21 protein-coding genes and 1 pseudogene are annotated in these 21,441 nt (G+C 64.9%); 7 read left to right on the plus strand and 15 right to left on the minus strand.

Annotation, left to right across the window (positions count from 1 at the left end; genetic code table 11):
• Positions 1 to 9: 9 nt before the first annotated feature.
• From F753_RS45350 to zwf, 4 genes are all read right to left on the minus strand, one after another.
• On the minus strand, positions 10 to 1,638 hold the full coding sequence (locus F753_RS45350; RefSeq protein ID WP_023446745.1) for an NADP-dependent glyceraldehyde-3-phosphate dehydrogenase: 1,629 nt from the start codon (positions 1,636 to 1,638) through the stop codon (positions 10 to 12).
• A gap of 70 nt (positions 1,639 to 1,708) precedes the next feature.
• Positions 1,709 to 2,446, minus strand: coding sequence for a bifunctional 4-hydroxy-2-oxoglutarate aldolase/2-dehydro-3-deoxy-phosphogluconate aldolase (locus F753_RS45355; protein WP_014820926.1), 738 nt, complete (start codon positions 2,444 to 2,446; stop codon positions 1,709 to 1,711).
• Between the two features lie 18 nt (positions 2,447 to 2,464).
• The gene (pgl, locus tag F753_RS45360; protein ID WP_023446746.1) at positions 2,465 to 3,178 is read right to left on the minus strand and encodes a 6-phosphogluconolactonase; all 714 of its coding nucleotides are present in this window, start codon (positions 3,176 to 3,178) and stop codon (positions 2,465 to 2,467) included.
• Positions 3,165 to 4,634: a glucose-6-phosphate dehydrogenase gene (gene zwf / locus F753_RS45365; RefSeq protein ID WP_023446747.1), complete on the minus strand. Its 1,470-nt coding sequence runs from the start codon at positions 4,632 to 4,634 to the stop codon at positions 3,165 to 3,167. Before zwf ends, pgl begins: the two co-directional genes overlap by 14 nt.
• 171 nt (positions 4,635 to 4,805) lie before the next feature.
• On the opposite strand from zwf, the gene F753_RS45370 reads away from it, so the two are divergent.
• Entirely contained in the window at positions 4,806 to 5,675 is an 870-nt protein-coding gene (locus F753_RS45370; protein WP_023446748.1) for a MurR/RpiR family transcriptional regulator, read from the plus strand.
• 79 nt (positions 5,676 to 5,754) lie between these two features.
• Here F753_RS45370 and F753_RS45375 read toward each other — a convergent pair whose 3' ends face one another.
• The 4 genes from F753_RS45375 to mdtD all read right to left on the minus strand — a co-directional run bounded on the left by F753_RS45375 (position 5,755) and on the right by mdtD (position 10,561).
• Complete coding sequence (locus F753_RS45375) at positions 5,755 to 6,711, minus strand: glucokinase (protein WP_023446749.1); 957 nt, start codon at positions 6,709 to 6,711, stop codon at positions 5,755 to 5,757.
• Positions 6,708 to 8,534: a phosphogluconate dehydratase gene (edd, locus tag F753_RS45380; RefSeq protein WP_023446750.1), complete on the minus strand. Its 1,827-nt coding sequence runs from the start codon at positions 8,532 to 8,534 to the stop codon at positions 6,708 to 6,710. Before edd ends, F753_RS45375 begins: the two co-directional genes overlap by 4 nt.
• A 106-nt stretch (positions 8,535 to 8,640) precedes the next feature.
• Positions 8,641 to 8,901 carry a hypothetical protein gene (locus F753_RS45385; RefSeq protein ID WP_003299674.1) on the minus strand — a complete coding sequence of 87 codons (261 nt, stop codon included), beginning with the start codon at positions 8,899 to 8,901 and terminating at the stop codon, positions 8,641 to 8,643.
• Positions 8,902 to 9,133: 232 nt separating this feature from the next.
• The gene (gene mdtD, locus F753_RS45390; RefSeq protein WP_023446751.1) at positions 9,134 to 10,561 is read right to left on the minus strand and encodes a multidrug transporter subunit MdtD; all 1,428 of its coding nucleotides are present in this window, start codon (positions 10,559 to 10,561) and stop codon (positions 9,134 to 9,136) included.
• Between the two features lie 272 nt (positions 10,562 to 10,833).
• Between mdtD and F753_RS45395 the strand changes: the two genes are divergently transcribed.
• From F753_RS45395 to F753_RS0125270, 4 genes and pseudogenes are all read left to right on the plus strand, one after another.
• Complete coding sequence (locus F753_RS45395; protein ID WP_023446752.1) at positions 10,834 to 11,367, plus strand: iron transporter; 534 nt, start codon at positions 10,834 to 10,836, stop codon at positions 11,365 to 11,367.
• On the plus strand, positions 11,367 to 11,705 hold the full coding sequence (locus F753_RS45400; RefSeq protein ID WP_003299677.1) for a cupredoxin domain-containing protein: 339 nt from the start codon (positions 11,367 to 11,369) through the stop codon (positions 11,703 to 11,705). Before F753_RS45395 ends, F753_RS45400 begins: the two co-directional genes overlap by 1 nt.
• Before the next feature lie 22 nt (positions 11,706 to 11,727).
• Positions 11,728 to 12,601, plus strand: a pseudogene (locus tag F753_RS49340) (FTR1 family iron permease).
• Positions 12,598 to 13,974 carry a 4Fe-4S binding protein gene (locus F753_RS0125270; protein WP_031298337.1) on the plus strand — a complete coding sequence of 459 codons (1,377 nt, stop codon included), beginning with the start codon at positions 12,598 to 12,600 and terminating at the stop codon, positions 13,972 to 13,974. Before F753_RS49340 ends, F753_RS0125270 begins: the two are co-directional and overlap by 4 nt.
• 46 nt (positions 13,975 to 14,020) lie before the next feature.
• Here F753_RS0125270 and F753_RS45405 read toward each other — a convergent pair whose 3' ends face one another.
• From F753_RS45405 to F753_RS45415, 3 genes are all read right to left on the minus strand, one after another.
• Positions 14,021 to 14,716 carry an anaerobic ribonucleoside-triphosphate reductase activating protein gene (locus F753_RS45405; protein WP_023446754.1) on the minus strand — a complete coding sequence of 232 codons (696 nt, stop codon included), beginning with the start codon at positions 14,714 to 14,716 and terminating at the stop codon, positions 14,021 to 14,023.
• Entirely contained in the window at positions 14,713 to 14,868 is a 156-nt protein-coding gene (nrdD, locus tag F753_RS45410; RefSeq protein WP_023446755.1) for an anaerobic ribonucleoside-triphosphate reductase, read from the minus strand. The genes F753_RS45405 and nrdD overlap by 4 nt, the downstream gene beginning before the upstream one ends.
• A 74-nt stretch (positions 14,869 to 14,942) precedes the next feature.
• Positions 14,943 to 16,961: a ribonucleoside triphosphate reductase gene (locus F753_RS45415; RefSeq protein ID WP_023446756.1), complete on the minus strand. Its 2,019-nt coding sequence runs from the start codon at positions 16,959 to 16,961 to the stop codon at positions 14,943 to 14,945.
• Positions 16,962 to 17,191: 230 nt separating this feature from the next.
• Between F753_RS45415 and F753_RS45420 the strand changes: the two genes are divergently transcribed.
• Together F753_RS45420 and F753_RS45425 are read left to right on the plus strand one after the other, a co-directional pair.
• On the plus strand, positions 17,192 to 17,869 hold the full coding sequence (locus F753_RS45420; protein WP_003299686.1) for a Crp/Fnr family transcriptional regulator: 678 nt from the start codon (positions 17,192 to 17,194) through the stop codon (positions 17,867 to 17,869).
• Between the two features lie 99 nt (positions 17,870 to 17,968).
• The gene (locus F753_RS45425; RefSeq protein ID WP_003299688.1) at positions 17,969 to 18,355 is read left to right on the plus strand and encodes a putative zinc-binding protein; all 387 of its coding nucleotides are present in this window, start codon (positions 17,969 to 17,971) and stop codon (positions 18,353 to 18,355) included.
• Between the two features lie 231 nt (positions 18,356 to 18,586).
• Here F753_RS45425 and ubiT read toward each other — a convergent pair whose 3' ends face one another.
• From ubiT to F753_RS45445, 4 genes are all read right to left on the minus strand, one after another.
• Positions 18,587 to 19,081 carry a ubiquinone anaerobic biosynthesis accessory factor UbiT gene (gene ubiT, locus F753_RS45430; RefSeq protein ID WP_023446757.1) on the minus strand — a complete coding sequence of 165 codons (495 nt, stop codon included), beginning with the start codon at positions 19,079 to 19,081 and terminating at the stop codon, positions 18,587 to 18,589.
• Positions 19,075 to 19,965, minus strand: coding sequence for a U32 family peptidase (locus tag F753_RS45435; RefSeq protein ID WP_003299692.1), 891 nt, complete (start codon positions 19,963 to 19,965; stop codon positions 19,075 to 19,077). The genes ubiT and F753_RS45435 overlap by 7 nt, the downstream gene beginning before the upstream one ends.
• 14 nt (positions 19,966 to 19,979) lie before the next feature.
• Positions 19,980 to 20,975: a ubiquinone anaerobic biosynthesis protein UbiU gene (gene ubiU, locus F753_RS45440; RefSeq protein WP_003299693.1), complete on the minus strand. Its 996-nt coding sequence runs from the start codon at positions 20,973 to 20,975 to the stop codon at positions 19,980 to 19,982.
• Positions 20,976 to 21,177: 202 nt separating this feature from the next.
• Entirely contained in the window at positions 21,178 to 21,387 is a 210-nt protein-coding gene (locus F753_RS45445; protein ID WP_003299695.1) for a hypothetical protein, read from the minus strand.
• Between the last annotated feature and the right edge of the window lie 54 nt (positions 21,388 to 21,441).

Below are 21,441 nucleotides of genomic sequence, written 5' to 3' on the forward strand. Positions count from 1 at the left end.
AAGGCTCCGTCAGAAGATGTAATCGGTGGTCAGGAAGCCCGAGCGACGCTCCCGGATGATGCTGTCAACCAGCTGCTTGTTGGCCTCGTTGAAACGGGTCGCCACCAGGGTGCGGATGGAGAACACCCGCAGCGCATCGTGTACCGACAGCGTTCCCTCGGCCGAATTCTTGCGGCCGTTGAACGGATAGCTATCCGGCCCGCGCTGGCACTGGGCATTGATGTTGATGCGACCGACCTGGTTGACGAAGGCATCGACCAGCTCGCCGACCTGCGCCGGATCGTTGCCGAAGATCGACAGCTGCTGGCCGTAGTCGGAGGCGGTCACATAGTCGATCACTTCCTGCAGATCGCGGTACGGCACTACCGGCACCAGCGGGCCGAACTGCTCTTCGTGATAGACACGCATGGACGAATCAACCGGGCTCAGCACCGCCGGATGAAAGAAGGTCTGGTGCGACTCGCCGCCGCCGGCATTGACCACTCGCGCGCCCTTGGCCACGGCGTCTTCGAGCACGGCATGCAGATAATCGGTCTTGCCCGGCTCGGGCAGCGGCGTCAGCGCCACGCCCGGCTCCCAGGGCATGCCCGGCTTGAGCGCGTTGACGCGAGCGGCGAAGCGTTCGAGAAAGCCATCGAGCACCGCCTCATGCACGAAGAGGATCTTCAATGCCGTGCAACGCTGGCCGTTGAACGACAGCGCGCCGGTCACGGCCTCTTCCACCGCGTTGTCCAGATCGACCTCCGGCAGGACGATGCCCGGATTCTTCGCGTCCAGCCCCAGCGCGGCGCGCAGGCGGTGCGGGCGCGGGTGCAGTTTCTTCAGATCGGCGGCGCCCTTGTGCGTGCCGATAAAGGCGAACACGTCGATCTTGCCGCTGGCCATCAGTGCACTGACGGTCTCACGACCACGGCCGTAGATGACGTTGATGACGCCGGCCGGGAAGCTGTCGCGGAAGGCTTCGAGCAGCGGATGTACCAGCAGCACACCGAACTTGGCCGGTTTGAACACCACCGTGTTACCCATGATCAGCGCCGGGATCAGCGTGGTGAAGGTTTCGTTCAGCGGGTAGTTGTACGGCCCCATGCACAGCGCCACACCCATCGGCACGCGGCGGATCTGGCCGAGCGTGCCCTGCTCCAGCTCGAAGCGGCTGGAGCTGCGGTCCAGCTCCTTCAGCGCATGAATGGTGTCGACGATGTAGTCGCAGGTGCGGTCGAATTCCTTTTCGGAATCCTTGAGGTTCTTGCCGATCTCCCACATCAGCAGCTTGACCACAGCCTCGCGCTGTTCCCGCATGCGCGCCAGAAAGCTCTCGACGTGGGCGATGCGCTCAGCCACACGCATGGTTGGCCAGGCGCCGCGGCCGTTATCGTAAGCGGCGACGGCGGCGTCCAATGCGCGTAGCGCGGCGTCGGCATCCAGCAGCGGCGTACTGCCAAGGACTACCTGGCGCTCGCAGCCGTCCGCCTCGCGCAGGAACACCGGGCTGCGTACCTCGGCCATAGGACCGTCCCAGTGCATCAGCTCGCCATCGACCAGATAATCGCGCTGCGTAACCGGTGCATCCGGACGATAGGCCTCGGGAATCTCATCCAGACGGGGGAAAAGCTCGGAAAGCGGGCGCGCGTTGCTCATGCAACCTCCAGGTAGCGATAAGATGGGGAAGATGCGGCGGACCTTCGCCCGCCGCGAGGGGATGGGACGATTACAGCTCGCGCTGTTCGGCACGCTCGGCGCGCAGGTCGAAGTCGCGCGGCAGTTCGGCCGCCGGCGCGCTGTCCAGCGCCTGCAGGGCCTGGCGCGTGGCGCTTTCGATGGCGGCCCAATCGCCGGCACGCACGGCCTTGGCGTCGACCATCCAGGTACCGCCGACACACATCACATTGGCCAGACTCAGGTAATCCCGCGCATTGCGCGCATTGACGCCACCGGTCGGGCAGAAGCGGATGTCACCGAACGGCCCGCCCAGCGCCTTGAGTGCTGCCACGCCGCCGCAGATCTCGGCGGGGAACAGCTTGAAGCGGCGATAGCCCATGGCGTAGCCGAGCATGATTTCCGAGGCGCTGGCGACGCCCGGCAGCAGCGGCAGCGGCCCTTGCAACGCGGCCTCGAGCAGCGCCGGCGTGCTGCCGGGCGAGACGATGAACTGTGCACCGGCGGCCTCGGCCTGCTCCAGCATGTTGGCGTCGAGCACGGTGCCGGCGCCGACGATCAGCTCCGGGCGCTGCTCGCGCAGCAGGCGAATGGCGCCCAGGCCCAGCGCCGAACGCAGGGTGATCTCGAGCACGCGCAGGCCACCGGCGGCCAGAGCATCGGCCAGCGGCAGGATGTCCGCCTCACGCTCGATGGTGATCACCGGCAGGATGCGCGCAGCGCTGCACCACTTGTCGATCAGGGCGATCTTGTCGTTCATGGCGTCAACGCTGGTTTGGATAGATGTCATGGAAGATTCCTTGCGGCCTCAGGGGCACCAGTAGATTTCGAGGGGACGGGCGAGGAAGGCGCGAATCGGCATCGCTTCGTAGGGCTCGCCAGCCAGCGCCTGATTGAGCGTGGCCAGCTTGCCGCGACCATGCAGTGCGAGCAGCGTCAGCCGCGCGCTGGCCAGCAACGCCAGGGTCATGCTCAGGCGCTGGCGCGGCACGGTCGGCGCCTGCATCGGCAGGCAACGCCGCGTGCCACGCGGGTCGAGCGCCTGCTGCAGATTCGGGCTGTCGGGGAACAGCGAGGCGGTGTGGCCGTCTTCACCCATGCCCAGCACCAGCACGTCGATTGGCGGCAGTTCAGCCAATACGGCATCGGCACGATCAGCGGCCTGCTCGAGGCTTGTCGCGCTCTGGTAGAGGCCGACCAGGCGCGCCGCGGCGGCCGGCCCCTGCAGCAGGTGGCGACGCAGCAGGCCTTCATTGCTGTCGGGATGGCTGACCGGCACCCAGCGCTCGTCGGCGAGGCTGACGGTGACCTTGGCCCAATCCAGTTCCTGCTGCGCGAGGCGCTCGAAGAAGGCGATCGGGCTGCGGCCGCCGGAAACCACCAGCGTCGCCGCGCCACGCTCGGCAATCGCGCCGCGCAGAGCGTTGCTCACGGTCAGCGCCAGTTCGCCGGCCAGCTGCTCGGCGTCACCAAGGCTGAAACCCAGGGTCTGCACCGGCAGATCGAGATTAGAGATCGTCATACCAACTCCTGCCATCACGGCTGATCAGGGCAATCGAAGCAGCCGGTCCCCAGCTGCCTGCTGCGTAAGGTTTGGGTGGGGCGCCGACGCGCTGCCAGCCGTCGATCAGCTGGTCGCACCACTTCCAGGCGTATTCGATTTCGTCCTTGCGCACGAAGAGGTTCTGGTTGCCCTTCATCACTTCGAGCAACAGTCGCTCGTAGGCATCGGGGATGCGCGGGCTCTTGTAGGTTTCCGAGAAATTCAGCTGCAACGGGCCGCTGCGCAGCTGCATGCCCTTGTCCAGGCCCTGGTCCTTGGTCATCACCAGCAGCGAGATGCCCTCCTGCGGCTGCAGGCGGATGATCAGCTTGTTGCCGATAAGCTGGCGCTGTTCCGGGGCAAAGATGTAGTGCGGCGGCGCCTTGAAGTGGATAACGATCTGCGACAGCTTCTGCGGCATGCGCTTACCGGTACGCAGGTAGAACGGCACGCCGGCCCAGCGCCAATTGCAGATTTCCGCCCGCAGCGCGACGAAGGTTTCGGTGTCGCTCTGGGTGTTGGAGTTTTCTTCCTCCAGATAGCCCGGCACGTGGCGGCCAAGGATGCTGCCGGCGACGTACTGGCCGCGCACCAGCTGCTGGCCAAGATGTTCTGGCGCAATCGGCGCCAGCGCCTTGAGCACCTTGACCTTCTCGTCGCGGATGCTGTCGGCCGAGAGGTCGCTGGGCGGGTCCATGGCGATCAGGCAGAGCAGCTGCAGCAGGTGGTTCTGGATCATGTCGCGCAGCTGGCCGGCCTGGTCGAAGTAGCCCCAGCGGCCTTCGATGCCGACGGTTTCGGCAACGGTGATCTCCACGTGGGAGATGTGATTCTGGTTCCACTGGGTTTCGAACAGGCTGTTGGCGAAACGCAGGGCGATCAGGTTCTGCACCGTGTCCTTGCCCAGGTAATGGTCGATGCGGTAGGTGCGGTCTTCCGGGAAGAAGCGCGCCACCGCGTCGTTCACTTCGCGGGAGGATTCCAGGTCATGACCGATGGGCTTTTCCAGCACCACGCGGGTGCGCTCGGCCAGGCCCGCCTCGGCCAGCCCGGCGCAGATCGCGCCGTAGACGGAAGCCGGGGTGGCGAAGAAGGCGACGATGCTTTCCGCGTTGCCGGCCTTGTCCGCCAGCGCAGCGAAATCCTCGGCGCGGCGGAAATCCATGCTCAGGTAGTCCAGGCGCGCCATGAAGCGCTGCAGCACGGCTTCATCGAGGTCGCGTTCGCCGACGTGGCGGCGCAGATGCTCTTCGATCATCGCCAGATGGCTTGCCGGCTCGCCGCTCTCACGCGCCAGCGCGAGCAGGCGCGTTTCGGTTGGCAGCAGACCGGCGCGATCGAGCTGATAGAGCGCGGGAAACAGCTTGCGCAGGGCCAGATCACCGAGGGCGCCGAACAGCGCCAGGGTGCAGGGTTCGACAGATAGTGGCGTCATGATGTTTGTTCTTCTACTAAAACTGCACTATGAATACACGGCGATGCCCTGTTATTCAAGCTCAATGTAGTAATAAAAACAACATTTACTGCAAAACAAGATTCCTATGGTCGCTCCGCATCTCGCTCAGTAGCATAGGCCACCCCTTTGGCAAGCCGCATCAGGACCGACATGGACCGCGTACACAACCTGCTTGAGCAGATCCAGCGCCGCATCGACGACCTCAACAAGGCCGAGCGCAAGGTCGCCGAGGTGATCCTGCGCAACCCGCAGCAGGCCACCCGCTTCAGCATCGCCACCCTGGCGCAGACCGCGCAGGTCAGCGAGCCGACAGTGAATCGCTTCTGTCGCTCGTTCGGCGTCAGCGGCTACCCGGAACTGAAGATGCAACTGGCGCAGAGCCTGGCTAGCGGCGCCGCCTATGTCAGCCAGGCGGTGGAGCCCGACGACGGCCCGGCGGAATACACGCGCAAGATTTTCGGCTCGGCCATCGCCTCGCTGGATAGCGCCTGCCAGAGCCTCGATCCGCAGCTGGTCAGCCGAGCCGTGGACTTGATGATCCAGGCCCGGCAGATCCACTTTTTCGGCCTCGGCGCCTCGGCCTCGGTGGCGCTGGATGCGCAGCACAAGTTCTTCCGCTTCAACCTGGCAGTAACCGCGCATTCGGACGTGCTGATGCAGCGCATGCTGGCCTCGGTGGCGCATACCGGCGAGCTGTTCGTGATCATTTCCTACACCGGGCGCACCCGCGAACTGGTGGAGGTGGCACGTATCGCGCGGCAGAACGGCGCCTCGGTACTCGGCCTGACCGCCGCCGGCTCGCCACTGGCGCAGGCCAGCACGCTGAGCCTGAACATTCCGCTGCCCGAGGACACCGACATCTACATGCCGATGACCTCACGCATCATCCAGCTCACCGTACTCGACGTGCTCGCCACCGGCATGACCCTGCGCCGCGGCGTGGATTTCCAGCCGCACCTGCGCAAGGTAAAGGAAAGCCTCAATGCCAGCCGCTACCCGGCGGATGAAGAGCCGAGCTAAGGCAACCGCGCCGGCGCGAGACGCCGGATGTTGCTATAACAACATCCGGCCGCCACATATCCGAAAAATCGCCCAATCATCATGCCAGCGCCTGCTCCAACGCTACCCCAGCGCCCTCCAGCCCCGGATAGTCAGCGGTGACCAGCCACACCGGCACATCGCCGAGATAGCCGCTCATGGAACCCTTGCTGGCGAAGCCGCGGGCGAAACCACTAGCCGCGAAGAAATCGGCGAAACGCGGCACCACACCACCGACGATATACACCCCACCGCGCGCACCGAGCGTGAGCACGTTGTTGCCGGCGACCCGCCCGAGCCACACGCAGAACTGCTCCAGGGTCGCCACCGCGACATGATCACCAGCGAGCGCAGCCGCCGTGACCTCAGCCGGCGACGCCAGTCGCGGCATCAAACCGGCCAGGGCACAGACCGCACGATAGAGCAGCAACAGGCCACCGCCACTGAGCACGTCTTCCGCGCGCACATGGCCAAGCTGGGCGAACAGCATCTGCCACAGCGCCGCCTCGTGCGCATCCGCCACGGGCAGATCGACGTGTCCGCCCTCCCCCGGCAGCGCGCGCCAGCTGCCACCACCCAAGGGCAGCAACGCGGCGACGCCAAGCCCGGTGCCCGGCCCGATAACCAACGCCGGCGCATCCAGCTCGGCCTCGCCAGCACAGATCATGCGCCGCCCCGTCTCGCTTACCCGCGTCATGCCCAGCGCCATCGCGGCGAAGTCATTGATCAGCAGCAGCTCGTCCAGCTGCAGGGCACCGCAGAAGTCGCGCCGCGTCAGCCGCCAGTGATTGTTGGTGAACGTGAACTGCTCACCCTTGACCGGCCCGGCACAGGCCAGGCACATGGCGCGAATGCTGCCCGGCGCCAGGCCGAGCGTTGACAGGTAATGTTCGACTGCCTGCTCCGGGGTTTCGAAGTCCGCCGCAGCCAGCACTTGCACCGCCTCCAACTGCGAGTCGCGCCACAGCGCGAAACGCGCATTGGTGCCGCCTATATCTCCGACCAGCGCCAGCCTCATCGCAGCGTCTCCAGCCCCGCAGTGAACACGCTGGCGCCCTGCTCGGCGGAGCTGAACGCCGAGCGCATAAAGCCGAACAGCTCGCGCCCGCAGCCCTGCACACCCACAGGCGGCGCAGCAGCCGGCGATCGATCAGCCAGCTCGGCAGCATCTACCAGCACCTCGAGCACGCCGGTCTGCCCATCCACGCGCAGCAGATCGCCGTCACGCACGCGCGCCAGCGGGCCGCCATCGATTGCCTCGGGACATACATGGATCGCGGCCGGCACCTTGCCCGACGCACCGGACATGCGCCCGTCGGTGACCAGCGCGACCTTGAAGCCGCGGTCCTGCAGCAGACCGAGATAGGGCGTCAGTTTGTGCAACTCGGGCATACCGTTGGCACGCGGCCCCTGGAAGCGCACTACTGCAACGACGTCGCGCTCCAGCTCGCCCGCCTTGAACGCCTCGACCAGCTCCAGCTGATCGGCAAAGACCCGCGCCGGCGCTTCCACGACACGATGCTCGGGCGCCACGGCGGACACCTTCATCACGCCACGACCGAGATTGCCGCTCATCACCCGCAGCCCACCTTCAGCCGAGAACGGCCGCGCGACCGGCCGCAGGATGCTTTCGTCCAGGCTCGCCGCAGCGCCTTCACGCCAAGTCAGCCGACCGTCTTCGAGGAAGGGCTCCTGGGTGTAGCGATTGAGGCCGCGACCCATCACGGTATGCACATCCTCGTGCAGCAGGCCGGCCGCGAGCAGCTCGCGCACCAGCAGCGCGACGCCGCCCGCGGCATGGAAGTGATTGATGTCGGCTGAACCATTGGGATAGACCCGCGCCAGCGTCGGCACCACTGCGGAAAGGTCAGCCATGTCCTGCCAGGTCAGCTGGATGCCCGCCGCCTGGGCGATGGCCGGCATGTGCAGGGTGTGATTGGTCGAGCCGCCGGTGGCATGCAGCGCGACGACGGCGTTGACCAATACGCGCTCGTCGACGAGCTCACCGAGCGGCGTGAAGCTGCCGCCCTGTGGCGTCAGTCGAGTGACCTGCCGCGCGGCCTCGGCGGTCAGCGCATCGCGCAATGGCGTGCCTGGGTTGACGAAGGAAGAGCCCGGCAAGTGCAGGCCCATGACCTCCATCAGCATCTGGTTGGTGTTGGCGGTGCCGTAGAAGGTACAGGTACCGGGACTGTGATAGGCCTGCATTTCCGCCGCCAGCAGCTCGTCGCGACCTGCCTTGCCTTCGGCGTAGCGCTGGCGCACCGCGGCCTTGTCCTTGTTGGCCAGGCCGGACGGCATCGGACCGGCCGGCACGAACACAGCGGGCAGATGCCCGAAGCGCAGCGAACCGATCAGCAATCCGGGAACGATCTTGTCGCAGATGCCGAGCAGCAGCGCCCCATCGAACAGGTTGTGCGACAGCGCCACCGCGGTGCTCATGGCGATCACCTCGCGACTGGCGATGGCCAGCTCCATGCCCGGCTCGCCCTGGGTGACACCGTCACACATCGCCGGCACACCGCCCGCCACCTGCCCCACCGAGCCGATATCGCGCAGCGCGTGGCGCAGGCGCTCGGGGTAGTCCTCATAGGGCTGATGCGCCGAGAGCATGTCGTTGTAGGCCGTGACGATGGCGATGTTGGCCGCATCCGGCAGCCGCAGGCGCTGCTTGTCCTGCGCGCCGCAACCGGCAACGCCATGGGCGAAGTTCGCGCATTGCGCGCCGTTGCGGGCAGGCCCAGCACTGGCAGCGCCGCGAACCATGGCGAGATAGGCTTCGCGCGTAGGCCGGCTACGCTCGATCAGGCGCTGGGTGACTTCGACCACTACGGGATGCATGAAAACCTCCTGATTTGTAGTTTTTATAAAAAATCAGGCGGCATCATAACGACGAGCGGGACGATTTCGAAGAAATATGTTTGTTTAAAAAACAAAATCACCACCCTCAACGACGTAGCAGTTCTAGCTGACGACGTAGCTGGGCGGCTTGCGCCTTTTCCGCCCGCAGCCCGGAAGTCAACTCAGCCTTGTCCTGCTCCAGGCGCACGATCACCTGACCAAGGCCATCCAGCAGTTCGCGCAGCACTTCCAGTTCTCGGCATTGGCTCTGCCGGCCCATCCATAGCAGCCAGAGCAGTACCAGTAGCACCATCACGCCGCACAGCGAGGTGCCGATCAGCAGCCAGGCGAGGCTCATTGCACTCATCGTTTCGCTCCTTTGCTTGCGGCGCAATGCCGCTTCCAGAGGCTCAACGATATGTAGCCTATGACGACAGGTCGATAATGTTTACTTGAACAGGTAAACAATTGCAGCGGGTCTTTGCGCTGAGCCGATGGCCATAGCCGCCACATCCCGCTGAGCTCGTTGGGCGCTGCGCCAGCCCGACGCAGCGCTCAAGCAACCACATGTCGTGAAACATTACAGATAGGCGTCGGCACTATTCGCCGACATCCACCGGTCGCCGCACATCGTCGTCATGGCCAGGGTCGCGATGTTCCAGCTGCAGGAACAATGCGGCAGCGAGCATCGCCATACCGCCGACGCAGAGAAACGTCAGCTGAAATGCCCGAAGCACCTCACTGCCCTGCGCGCCGTCCACGGTGAAGCCTCCCAGCAGCGCACCGGCGGTGGCGACGCCAAGGCTCATTGATAGCTGCACCACCACCGACAGCAGGCTGTTGCCGCTACTGGCGTCGGCATGGCTAAGGCCGACCAGGGTGACGGTGTTCATCGCGGTGAACTGCATCGAGTTGACCATGCCGATCAGGCCCAGATGCACCAGCAGCAGCCACGTCGGCGTTTGTCCATCGATGGTCGCCAGGATGGCGATCAGGCAGCCGAGCAGCAGCGTGTTGCCGATCAGCAGACGGCGATAACCGAGACGATCGATGATCGGCTTGGCCAGGGATTTGACCGCCATCGCACCCAAGGCCAGCGGAATCATGCTCATCCCGGCCTGCGCCGGCGAATAGCCAAGCGCCACCTGCAGCAGCAATGGCAACAGGAATGGCAGCGCGCCACCACCCAGCCGGGCAAACAGGTTGCCGAAGATGCCCACCGCAAAGCTGCGCGTATGGAACAGCTTGGGGCTGAACAGCGGCGCATCGATGCGCCCGGCGCGCAGCCAGTAGGCCGCCATGCACGCTGCGCCGCCGAACAGCAGCAGCATCACGCGGGCATGCGACATGTGCATCTGGCCGAGCCCCTCCAGCGCGATGGTGACCAGCACCATCGCTGCGCCGAACAGCAGGAAGCCGAGCGTATCGAAGCGCACCCGCTTGGGCCCTTTGAGATCGGGCATGAAGCGCAGCGCGGCGATGCAGCCAATCACGCCCACCGGCAGATTGATCAGGAAGATCCAGTGCCAGGAGGCGTACTCCACCAGCCAGCCACCCAGGGTTGGCCCGAGCAACGGGCCGACCAGTCCTGGCAGTGCGATAAAGGCCATGATCCGCACGAAGTCGCTGCGCGGAAATGCCCGCAGCACCACCAGCCGCCCCACCGGCAGCATCAGCGCTCCGCCCAGCGCCTGCAGCACGCGGGAAGCCACCAGCTGGTTGAAGCTGGTCGACAACGCGCACAACAGCGAGCCCACGGAAAACAGCACGATGGCGGTCACGAAGATGCGCCGGCTACCGAAGCGGTCAGCAATCCAGCCGGATGCCGGAATCAGCAGCGCCACCGTGAGCATGTAGGCGATCACCACACCCTGCATGCGCAGGGGGTTTTCCGCCAGATCACGCGCCATGGCCGGCAGCGCGGTATTGAGAATGGTGCCGTCCAGCGTCTGCATGAAGAAGGCGATGGCCACCAGCCACGGAAGAATCCGTGCGGTGCGGGCGTCGAGTGAGACGGGCGGTTGCATGAAGTCCCCGGATACGAAAGGTGCACCATCTTAGAGGATTCGTTCGGCGCCGGTTCGGGTCGCTGCACCCTGCACACCCACACCAAGTGCCACTGTGACGACCTGTCGCAGTTAGCCTGCAGCGCCCGCAAACAGCCGTCTGCAGCGGCATACAGCTTTGCATTCAGACACCGGTAACAAAATATTTCTTGGGAAATTGACGCGAATCATTATCATTCGGAAGCGCAAGTGCAATCTTCGCTCCGTCCTTTTCTGTTTCCGGAGAATTCCCAATGCGCATCCCCGTCACACTGGCCATCACAACCCTGCTGCTCACCCCGCTCGCCCAGGCGAAGGAATACCCCATCGGCGAACCACAGCAGTGCGGCGGCATGGAGGTCGGCGCGGTGTATCTGCAGCCGGTCGAAATGGACCCACCGGGCATGATGCGTGCCGCGGCCGAGTCCGACGTGCATCTCGAGGCCGATATCAGCGCCACCGAAGACAACCGCAACGGCTGGCAGGAAGGCAGCTTCGTCCCTTACCTGAGCATCCACTACACGCTGCGCAAGAAGGGTTCCGACGAAGTCGTTGAAGGCGATTTCCATCCGATGGTGGCAAACGACGGCCCGCACTACGGTGACAACGTCAAGCTGCTCGGCCCAGGCAAGTACCAGTTGACCTACAAGATCCTGCCGCCGGGCTCGGGGCACAACATGTTCGGTCGCCACACCGACAAGGAAACCGGCGTCGCCCCCTGGTTCGAAGGCTGCGAGCTGACGTACGAGTTCACCTACGCCGGCATCGGCAAGAAAGGGGGCTACTGATGCGTCGCGCCGGGCAATCGCTGCTCGGCGTGCTGCCGCTACTGGTCGGGCTCGCGAGCCCGGCGCAGGCCGCGCTGCCGACGTACGAGCTGACCATACGTGACGGCCACTTCGAGCCAGCGACCATCGAAGTCCCTGCCCGCCAGCGCTTCAAGATCATCGTGCACAACGCCGGCAGCGGGCCGACCGAGTTCGAGAGCACCCCGCTACGCGTCGAGAAGGTGCTGTCACCCGGGGTGACCTCCTTCGTCGTGATCCACCCGCTGAAGCCGGGCCGCTATCCATTCTTCGACGAATTCCATATGGATCTTCCCGAAGGCGAGATCGTCGCCAAGTAGTTGCTTTTCTGAGGAGAGTCCCATGGGCCAATCCATGTTCATCGTCTGGCGCGAAAGCGTCGAGGCCCTGCTGGTCATCGGCATCCTGCATGCCTGGCTGCGCCAGCAACCAGGCGCGGCCAATGCGCTGCGCATGCTCTGGGCCGGTGTCGCCGCCGGTCTCGGTCTGGCCGCTGCGCTGGGCTGGGGCGTATTGCAGGCCGGCGACTGGCTGGCGGGCAGCGGTGGCGAATGGTTCCAGTGCGCGATGCTGCTGGTAGCCAGCCTGCTGATCCTGCACATGGTCGGCTGGATGCATCAGCATGGCCGCACGCTGAAGACCAGCCTGCAGAACAGCGCCGCGGAAAAGCTCAGCCAGGGCAGCGGCATCGGCCTGTTGCTGCTGGCCATGCTCGCTGTGGGCCGTGAAGGCAGCGAGACAGTGGTGTTCCTCTACGGCATCGGTAACCAGCAGGCGGGCATGGACCTCACCCGCTTCGTCATCGGCGGTGTACTCGGTTTCGTCCTCGCAGTGCTCAGTTATGCAGCCCTGCAGGCCGGCAGCCGCTACTTCAGCTGGCGGCGTTTCTTCCAGGTCAGCGAAGTGATGTTGCTGCTGCTCGGCGGCGCATTGCTGATGGCGGCGCTGGATCGCTTCAGCGGCCAGCTGATGGGTATGGACGTACCGGAAGTGCTGTACACGGTGTTCGGCGATCCGCTCTGGGATACCTCGGCCCTGCTGGATGATGGCGGCGCGCTCGGCGGCACCCTGGCCGGCCTCACCGGCTATCGCGCCATGCCTTCGCTGGCCGCCGCGGTAGTTCTGGGCCTTTACTGGCTCCCCCCCCGGGGGGGGCGCCGCGTGGGCATGGCTCAAACCGCGGGCACAGGTGCAGCTCGCTGCGAGGCCAGCATGATCACCCAGGCGCCGTGGCTGGCGCGACTCGGTGACCTGCTGCGCCAGCATGCGAAAGCCATTCGCGCGCTGCAGTGGCTGGTGGTGGGGTTCTACCTGACGCTGCTGGTGATCCCCGCCTTTCTTGATCTGCCGCCGGCCCAGGCCGGCATGCTCGATAACCTGACGGTACTGGCGCAGTTCATCTTCTGGGGCCTGTGGTGGCCCTTCGTGCTGCTGTCGATGATCTTCTTCGGTCGCCTGTGGTGCGGCGTGCTCTGCCCCGAAGGCTCGCTCAGCGAATGGATCAGCTGGCGCGGGCTGAACAAACGCACCCCGCGCTGGGTGCGCTGGAGCGGCTGGCCGACCATCGCCTTCATCCTCACAACCGTCTACGGCCAGCTGATCAGCGTCTATGACTATGCCCAGGCGGCACTGCTGATCCTCGGCGGCTCCACCGTCGCGGCGATGCTGGTGGGCTTTCTCTACGGCCGCGGCAAGCGGGTCTGGTGCCGCCATCTGTGCCCGGTCAGCGGCGTGTTCGCCCTGCTCGCCCGCTTGGCGCCGGTGCACTACAAGGTCGACGAACAGCGCTGGCTGGAAAATCGCGAACCGCACCTGCCGACACCCAACTGCGCCCCGCTGATCGACATCCGTCGCATGCAGGGCAATGCCGATTGCCATGCCTGCGGCCGCTGCAGCAGCCAGCGCGGTGCAGTGCAGCTGAGCGCCCGTTCGCCCAATTCTGAAATCCTCATCGTCGGCGGTCAGCAGCAAAGCGATCACTGGGACAGCACCCTGTTGCTGTTCGGCATGATCGGCCTGGCTATGGGCGCCTTCCAGTGGACGGTCAGTCCCTGGTTCATCACCCTCAAGCAGGCCGCGGCGGAATGGCTGGTGGATCGCGACATCTTCTGGCCGCTGGAAGCCAACGCGCCCTGGTGGCTGCTGACCCATTATCCGCAGGCCAACGATGCCTTCACCTGGCTCGATGGCGCCGTGATCCTCACCTACATCTTCGGTGCCTCGTTGCTCGTTGGCGGCGCGCTGTGGCTGCTGCTGCGTGCGGCCGTGCGGGTGATGCGCCGTGGCGATAATGTGTTCCAGCACCTCGCATTGGCACTGGTGCCGCTGGGTGGCGCCGGGCTGTTTCTCGGCCTGTCCGCCACCACGGTCAAGCTGCTGCGCTACGAGGGCTTCCTGCTGGCCTGGGCGCAACCGGCTCGCGCCGCGCTGCTGATCGGCGCCGTGGTGTGGAGTCTGTACCTGGCCTGGAACGTGATCAGCCGTCACGGCGGCAACGGCATGCGCCGGCTGCTGGCGTTCGCCTGCGTCAATGCCGGTTGCGCGCTGGTGGGCTATGGCTGGTGGCTGCAGTTCTGGGGCTGGAGCTGAGGTCGATGAGGCATTGAGTGGGCCGCCCGCTGCGGCCCACATACACCTAACCTCGCAAAACGAACGAAGGGAACAGCTGGTCCAGCCGTTCCCACAGGCGCTGCTGATCGTAGGGTGCGCGGCTATCGGCGAGGCTGTCGTCGAGCATCCGCGCGGTGCGCACGCACTGCACGGCGAAGCGTTCGACACCCAGTCGGCGCAGGCGCTGGGCCATGTCCCACAGCGCATCGGCGTCGAACAGCTGCCAGTGCACGGTGGTCCGGCATTCGTGCTCGACGCCACTTTGCAGCAGGTGTTCGAGACTCTTCCAGTTGGCCTTGCCGCTGCCATCCACGCCGGTGATTGCCGTGCTGTGCTCGGGCAGTGCCTTGATGTCGAAACCGACCCAATCCACCAGCGGCAGGATGTTGGCGAACAGCTTCGGCTTGATGCCGGCGCTGTGCAGGCCGACCTTGTAGCCCAGCGCCCGCACCTGGGCGATGGCCTCGGGCAGCGCGGTCTGCAGGGTCGGCTCGCCACCGCTGAACACCACCGCCTCGAGCAGGCCGACGCGCTGTTCGAGAAAGGCGAGAATCTCCGGCCAGGGCTTTTCCTCACTGCCGCAGGCGGGGATCAGCTGCGGGTTGTGGCAGTAGCGGCAGCGCCAGCCGCAACCCTGGCAGAACAGCACGCAGGCCAGATGGTCTGGGAAGTCCAGCGTGGTCAGGGGGACCAACCCCCCGACGCGAAGTGCTGCGGTCACCGCGCCGCTGCTTCAGTGAAATGCAGGCGCTCGCGATGCTCGGACTGCTTGCCCGGATTGAATGCGGTAACCGGGCGGTGATAGCCCATCACGCGGGTCCAGACTTCGCAACGTTGGCGCTGGTCCTGGGGCAGTTGGCTGGCTGAGTTCATGGTGACGCTCCTTTTGCTTAGGGTTGATTATGCGGCGCCGCACCTATTGGAGCGGCGTGACACGGGATCGCAGATCAGACCGCCAGGGCCGTTTCGGCTTGCTGCTTGTGCAGCAGCGCCTCATCGCACTTCGGGCAGAACTCGTGCTCGCCAGCGAGATAACCGTGCACCGGGCAGATCGAGAAGGTCGGCGTTACCGTCAGGTACGGCAGGCGGTAGCGCGACAGCGCATTGCGTACCAGCTTCTTGCAGGCCTCGGCCGAGGAAATCTGCTCGGCCATGTACAGGTGCAGCACGGTGCCGCCGGTGTACTTGCACTGCAGCTCGTCCTGCAGCTCCAGGGCCTCGAAGGGGTCGTCGGTGAAGCCGACCGGCAGTTGCGAGGAGTTGGTGTAGTACGGCGCCTCGGCCGAACCCGCCTGGAGGATGTCGGGGAAGCGCTTGCGGTCTTCCTTGGCGAAACGATAGGTGGTGCCTTCGGCCGGCGTCGCCTCAAGGTTGTAGAGGTGCCCGGTGTCTTCCTGGAACTGCACCAGCCGCGCACGCACGTGGTCGAGCACCTCGATCGCCAGCGCGCGACCGGCAGCGGTCTGCAGCCCCTCGGTATCGTCGGTGAAATTGCGCACCATCTCGTGCAGACCGTTCACCCCGATGGTGGAGAAGTGATTGCGCAGTGTGCCCAGATAACGCTTGGTGTAGGGGTAGAGCCCGGCATCCATATGGTGCTGGATGACCTTGCGCTTGACCTCCAGACTCTGCCGCGCCATGTCCAGCAGCGTATCCAGCTGCTCGAGCAGCGCCGCCTTGTCACCGCGCAAGAGATAGCCCAGGCGTGCACAGTTCACCGTCACCACGCCCAGCGAACCGGTCTGCTCGGCAGAACCGAACAGCCCGCCACCGCGCTTGAGCAGCTCGCGCACGTCCAGCTGCAGGCGGCAGCACATCGAACGCACCTGGTTCGGCTGCATGTCCGAATTGAGGAAGTTCTGGAAGTACGGCAGCCCGTAGCGGGCGGTCATTTCGAACAGGCGCTCGGCGTTCTCGCTGTCCCAGGGAAAATCGTGGGTGATGTTGTAGGTCGGGATCGGGAAGGTGAAAACCCGGCCGAGGCCGTCACCGGCCTGCATCACTTCTATATAGGCACGGTTGATCAGCTCCATCTCGGCCTGCAGCTCGCCGTAGGCGAAGGGCATCTCCTCGCCGCCGATGTAGGGGATCTGTTCGCGCAGGTCTTCCGGGCAAACCCAGTCGAAGGTCAGGTTGGTGAACGGGGTCTGCGTGCCCCAGCGCGACGGCACGTTGAGGTTGTAGATGAACTCCTGAATGGCCTGGCGGATTTCGGCGAAGCCAAGGTTGTCCTTGCGCACGAACGGTGCGAGGTAGGTATCGAAGGAGCTGAACGCCTGCGCGCCGGCCCACTCGTTCTGCAGCGTGCCGAGAAAATTGACCATCTGCCCCAACGCGCTGGACAGATGCTTGGGCGGGCCGGCCTCAACCCGCCCCGGAATCCCGTTGAAGCCCTCATTGAGCAGGGTCCGCAGTGACCAGCCAGCGCAATAGCCGGCGAGCATGTCCAGGTCGTGGATATGCAGATCGCCTTCGCGATGCGCCGTGCCGATCTCCGGGCTGTAGACCTCGTCCAGCCAGTAGTTGGCGGTGACCTTGCCGGACACATTGAGGATCAGCCCACCGAGTGAGTAGCCCTGGTTGGCGTTGGCGCGCACCCGCCAGTCTTCGCGGGAGAGGTATTCGTTCATCGAGGCGGCGACGTCGACCACCACCTTGCGATCTCGGCGCAGACGCGCATGGCGTTCGCGGTAGACGATGTAGGCCCGGGCGGTATCGAAGTAGCCGGCTGCCATCAGGGCACGCTCGACGCCGTCCTGCACCTGCTCTACCTCCACCGCCGTGCGATGGGCCAGTTGCTGACGAACGGCCTCGGCCAATGCCTGCGCCATTGTCAACTCGAACTCGCCGGTCGCCGCGCCTGCCGCCGCGATGGCGCGCTCGATCTTGTCCACTTCGAACGCCGCCAGTCGGCCATCGCGCTTGCGCAGTGAAACCGGTTTCGCCACCTCTGCCTGCCTGGGCATCAACGCCTCCATAACCATATGTAGTGAATTTATTCGCCGAAAACACAATATGGTGTGACTTTAGAGGTGGAACCTCATTACCGAATTGACCATCGTCAAGCACAGGCAAGTGATCGCCGGACGGCGCCGACGGCTCATGGCCGACACTCTTGTCCGTGATCAAGGAAGCGGCGGACACCGGGCTCCTAGGATGCAGGCTGATAAACCCGGTTCAATCCGGGGGAGGACACATGCTCACTGAAAAAACCCTGGTCGCGGAATTGCGCCGCCACCATCTGTTCAGCCGACTGCCCGAGGCGGCGTTACAGGAGGTGTGCACCTCTGCCAACCTGAAGCGCCTGCCTGCGGGGGCCTCGCTGTTTCATCAGGGCGATAAGGCCGACCGCTTCTATTTCCTCTTCAGCGGCCAGATCAAGCTGCACCGCGTAGTCTGCGACGGGCAAGAGAAGCTGGTGGAAGTGATGCGTGCCGGTGAATCGTTCGCCGAAGCGCTGTTGTTCAAGGGCACGCCGAGCTATCCGGTCAGCGCCACCGCGCTAAAGGCCAGCCTGGTGGCGAGCCTGAACGGGCCGCATTACCGGCGCATTCTCGAGCAGCACCCGGATATCTGCCTGGACATCCTCGCCACCCTGAGCATTCGGCTGCACCAGCGTATGACCGAGATCGACACCCTCACCCTGGCCAACGCCAGCCATCGAGTGGTGCGCTTTCTCGCGCAATCGCAGCAGGACGACAGCGGCGTGGTGGTGCTCGATGTGCCGAAACGCTTGATCGCGTCGAAACTGGGCATTCAGCCGGAAACCTTCTCGCGCATCCTGCATCGGCTGATCGACGCCGGGACCATATCGGTCCAGCGGCGACGCATCGAGATTCTCGACAACCGCAAGCTCGCCGCCTATGACGAGTGACCTGCGGCAGAACGCCCCAGTGATCTTGATTGCTGTCAAAGCCAGTCAACGGCGCGCCTTGGAAAATGACCCGCGTCACGCCACCGTCAGGAAAACGCGATGATCACCACAACGCCTGCGCCCCTGGTCTATTCATGCTCCGGTTGTTCGAATGTCGCGCAGCTGGCCAACACCCTGGCGGTGCGCCTCGATCGCGCCGGGCTGGCGGAAATGTCCTGCATCGCCGGCGTCGGCGGGCGCGTTGCAGCGCTGGTGAAGAAAGCCAACTCCGGCCGCCCCATTCTCGCCATCGACGGCTGCCCGATGCATTGCGCCCGAGCCTGCCTCGCGCAGCACGGCGTGACACCCGACGTGCACATCACCCTCAGCAGCTACGGCTTGCGCAAGCGCTATCGGGAAGACTGCAGCGAGGAGGAGATCAGCGCGCTGTTCGATGACATGAAAGACATTATCGCCAGTGACCGGATGCAGCTGCGCACAGCCTGAAACCCACGGACTGAGCGTGTCGCTGGAATCGCAGAACAGTTCGTTCCAGCGGGTAGCGCGCCCTGCCGTCCCCCGCACTGTTGCGCCGCGCCGGGGATCGGGCCGATACCTCGGTCCGCCTCCAGACGCATCCAAAGCAGGCTCGCTGCTACAGCGAATCGTCGGGGCGGTCCGCCAGCCTGAACCTTGCGGGCGCAGGCAGTTTGCGACGGCTGCGGGCGGAACAATCGGTCAGGCTCTGGCCGCCTGTGCCCGGCCGGCCGCCGCTACCTCCTCGCCGGCACCCTGCAGCAGTTTCCACAGCCAGCTCGGCAGCGTGTCGGGGTCGAGACTGTCGATCAGATTCTTGATTGCCAGGCCCAGCTCGGTATCACCCTCGATAACCAGCCGGCGGCGGAAGAACAGCGTATCCGGGTCTTCCTGACGGCTGGCCAACAGCAGGAACTCGCGCCAGTTGCCGCGAATGGTCACCTCCACCGGTGCCTGCGCCGCAATGCGCAACTGCTCGCGCTCGCAGGTCAGGCACCAGGCAAGGCCGAGGTCGGCGACTTCGAGCTTCATCCAGTGGCCGTCAAGCACGTTGAAGGCGCCGTCGCTCAGTGCTTCGGCGAATACCTGATTGAGGCTGCGCTCCAGCGCCAGGCGCTGGAGCAGGAATGGCGTCTTGGCCGCAAGCGGCAACAGCCGCCCGCCGAGATTCACCAGATGGGCACGTGGATTCAGCATAATCCGGCCTCCTCGGCGCGCAGCATGCCCGGCTGGCCATGCCAATACCCATTGCAACCATCCACCGCCAGCGGCGGCAGCGCGCCCTTGCGCACTGCATCGAAGGCAGCGATCACCTCGTCCATACCGGCAGCGCGCGGGCTCAGGCGCAGCAGATCGGCACCGCTGTCGACCAGACCCGCGTAGTCGGCGAGCAGGTTGCTGACCGCTGCGGACATGGTCTGGATACCGTTGATGGTGAACAGCGCCTCACCCTCCTGGCTCAGCAGCGGAATGCCCTCGGGATAGTTCTGGCAGCAGAACTGGCAGTCGTCCTTCGGCCGGTTCTCGGCACGGGCGGTGAAGCAGCGCGCCGAATAGGCCAGCGGCAAATGGCCGTAGGCGAATATCTCGATTTCCGGCAGCGCCACGCCCAGTTCCTGCAGTTGCGCGCGGGCACTCTTGATCAGCTTGCCGGAGGCTTCCACCGGCGGCACCCAGCGGGTCATGCCGCTGGCCACCAGTTCGGCCAGCGCATGGCCGTTGTAGAGATTCAGCGCCGGGCCGCCGACGAAGGGCAACTTGCGCTCGGACATCAACTGCACCGCGCCCATGTCATTGGCTTCCACCAGCAGCTCGCCGTTGTCACACAGGCGGCGCAGGCTGGATAGCTCGGAAGCGGCTTCGACCAGGGTCAGGCCGGACAAGACCAGTTGCGCCGAGGAGGCTTCAGCCAGATCACGGGCCAGACCAAGCCAGTCATCGAGCATCAGCGCGCGGCGCTTGGAGCAAACGGTTTCGCCGAGGTAGATAACATCCAGCGGCTGGCTGGCCATGTTGGCGTAGAAGTCCAGCGTCTGCTGGCGATCCCAGTAGAACAGCACCGGGCCCAGAGAAAGTTTCATGGGTGACTCCTCGTTCATTGCCAGGCCCGGTGATAGGCACCCAGGGTGGTTTGCGAGCCTTCGGACAGGCCATCCAGCACCTGCCGCCAGCCGGGTTCGACCGCGTAGCGCTGCGGCGCCTTGAGATAGCTGTCCAGCGCCGCGCGCCAGACCCGGGTGACCTGCTCGACATAGGCCGGGCTGCGCTGGCGGCCCTCGATCTTCATCGCGGTGACGCCGATGGCGGACAGCTCGGGGATCAGATCCAGGGTGTTCAGGCTGGTGGGTTCTTCCAGCGCGTGGAAGCGCTGACCATTGACCATGAAGCGACCTTTGCACAGCGTCGGGTAACCAGCCGATTCGCCTTCGGCGTAGCGGTCGATCAGCACGTTGTTGAGGCGCGAGGTCAGCCCTTCCGGCTCCTCGCTCCAGCGCACCGCCTTGGCCGGCGAACAGACGCCACAGAGATTGGGTGATTCACCGGTAAGGTAGGAAGAGAGGTGGCAACGGCCCTCGGCCATGATGCACAGGCTGCCAAAGGCGAACACTTCGATCGGCACCGGGCTGCTCGCCGCGACCTGCTTGACCTGCTTGAGCGAAAGCACCCGCGGCAGCACAGCGCGGCTGATGCCGTAGCGCTGCTGGTAGAAGCCCAGCGCGGCGGCATTGGTAGCCGACCCCTGCACCGACAGATGCAGATTGAGTTTGGGATGGCGCTTGCTGGCATAGCCGAGCACGCCGGGGTCGGCCGCGATCAGCGCATCCACGCCCATGTCGGCGGCCTGATCCACGGCGCGCTGCCAGCGATTCCAGCCGTCCGGCTGGGCATATGTGTTGACGGCGATATATAGCTGCCGGCCCTTCTCGCGGATCAGCTGCAAACCCTTGTCGAGCTGCTTTTCATCGAGATTGAGGCCGGCGAAATGGCGGGCGTTGGTGTCGTCGCGAAATCCGACATAGATGGCATCGGCGCCCTGCTGGACGGCGGCCTTGAGCGCGGGCAGGCTTCCTGCCGGGCAGACCAGGTGCATGACAACTCCTAGACATTCGGGTACATGCGCGCCACGCACCGATGGCGTGGCGGTCGTTCGGCTGAACGGAAAACAGCCGGCAGTCTAGGCAGCTGACCATTGGCCAGCATTGATAGGGGTCAAGTTTGCTCGGACGTCGCGACTGCGACGAAATGCAGCGGAAGGTGCGCGCCAGCCGTGCCATGGCTGGCGAGCAATTGCCTCAAATGCCCTCGTCGCCCTCGAATTCCTCGGTGGCACGGGCGACCATCTGCCGCCACGCGCCGGACTCCTCACCAAGCAGGCGTATGGCCTTCAGGCTCGCAGCGAAGGCGTCGCGATAGTGCAGCGGATTGTTTTCGCTGGCGGCGCGTTCGGCGAAGGCCTGCGCCTCGCTCAACAGTGCTTCGAATTCGTTCTGGTCCAGTGCCATGGAGCTCTCCTCGCGTGGTGATGTGAGGTTAGACCATGGCTGGTCGTCTGCGAC

The sequence above is a fragment of the Stutzerimonas chloritidismutans AW-1 genome, from assembly GCF_000495915.1.
GTDB classification, from domain to species: domain Bacteria; phylum Pseudomonadota; class Gammaproteobacteria; order Pseudomonadales; family Pseudomonadaceae; genus Stutzerimonas; species Stutzerimonas chloritidismutans.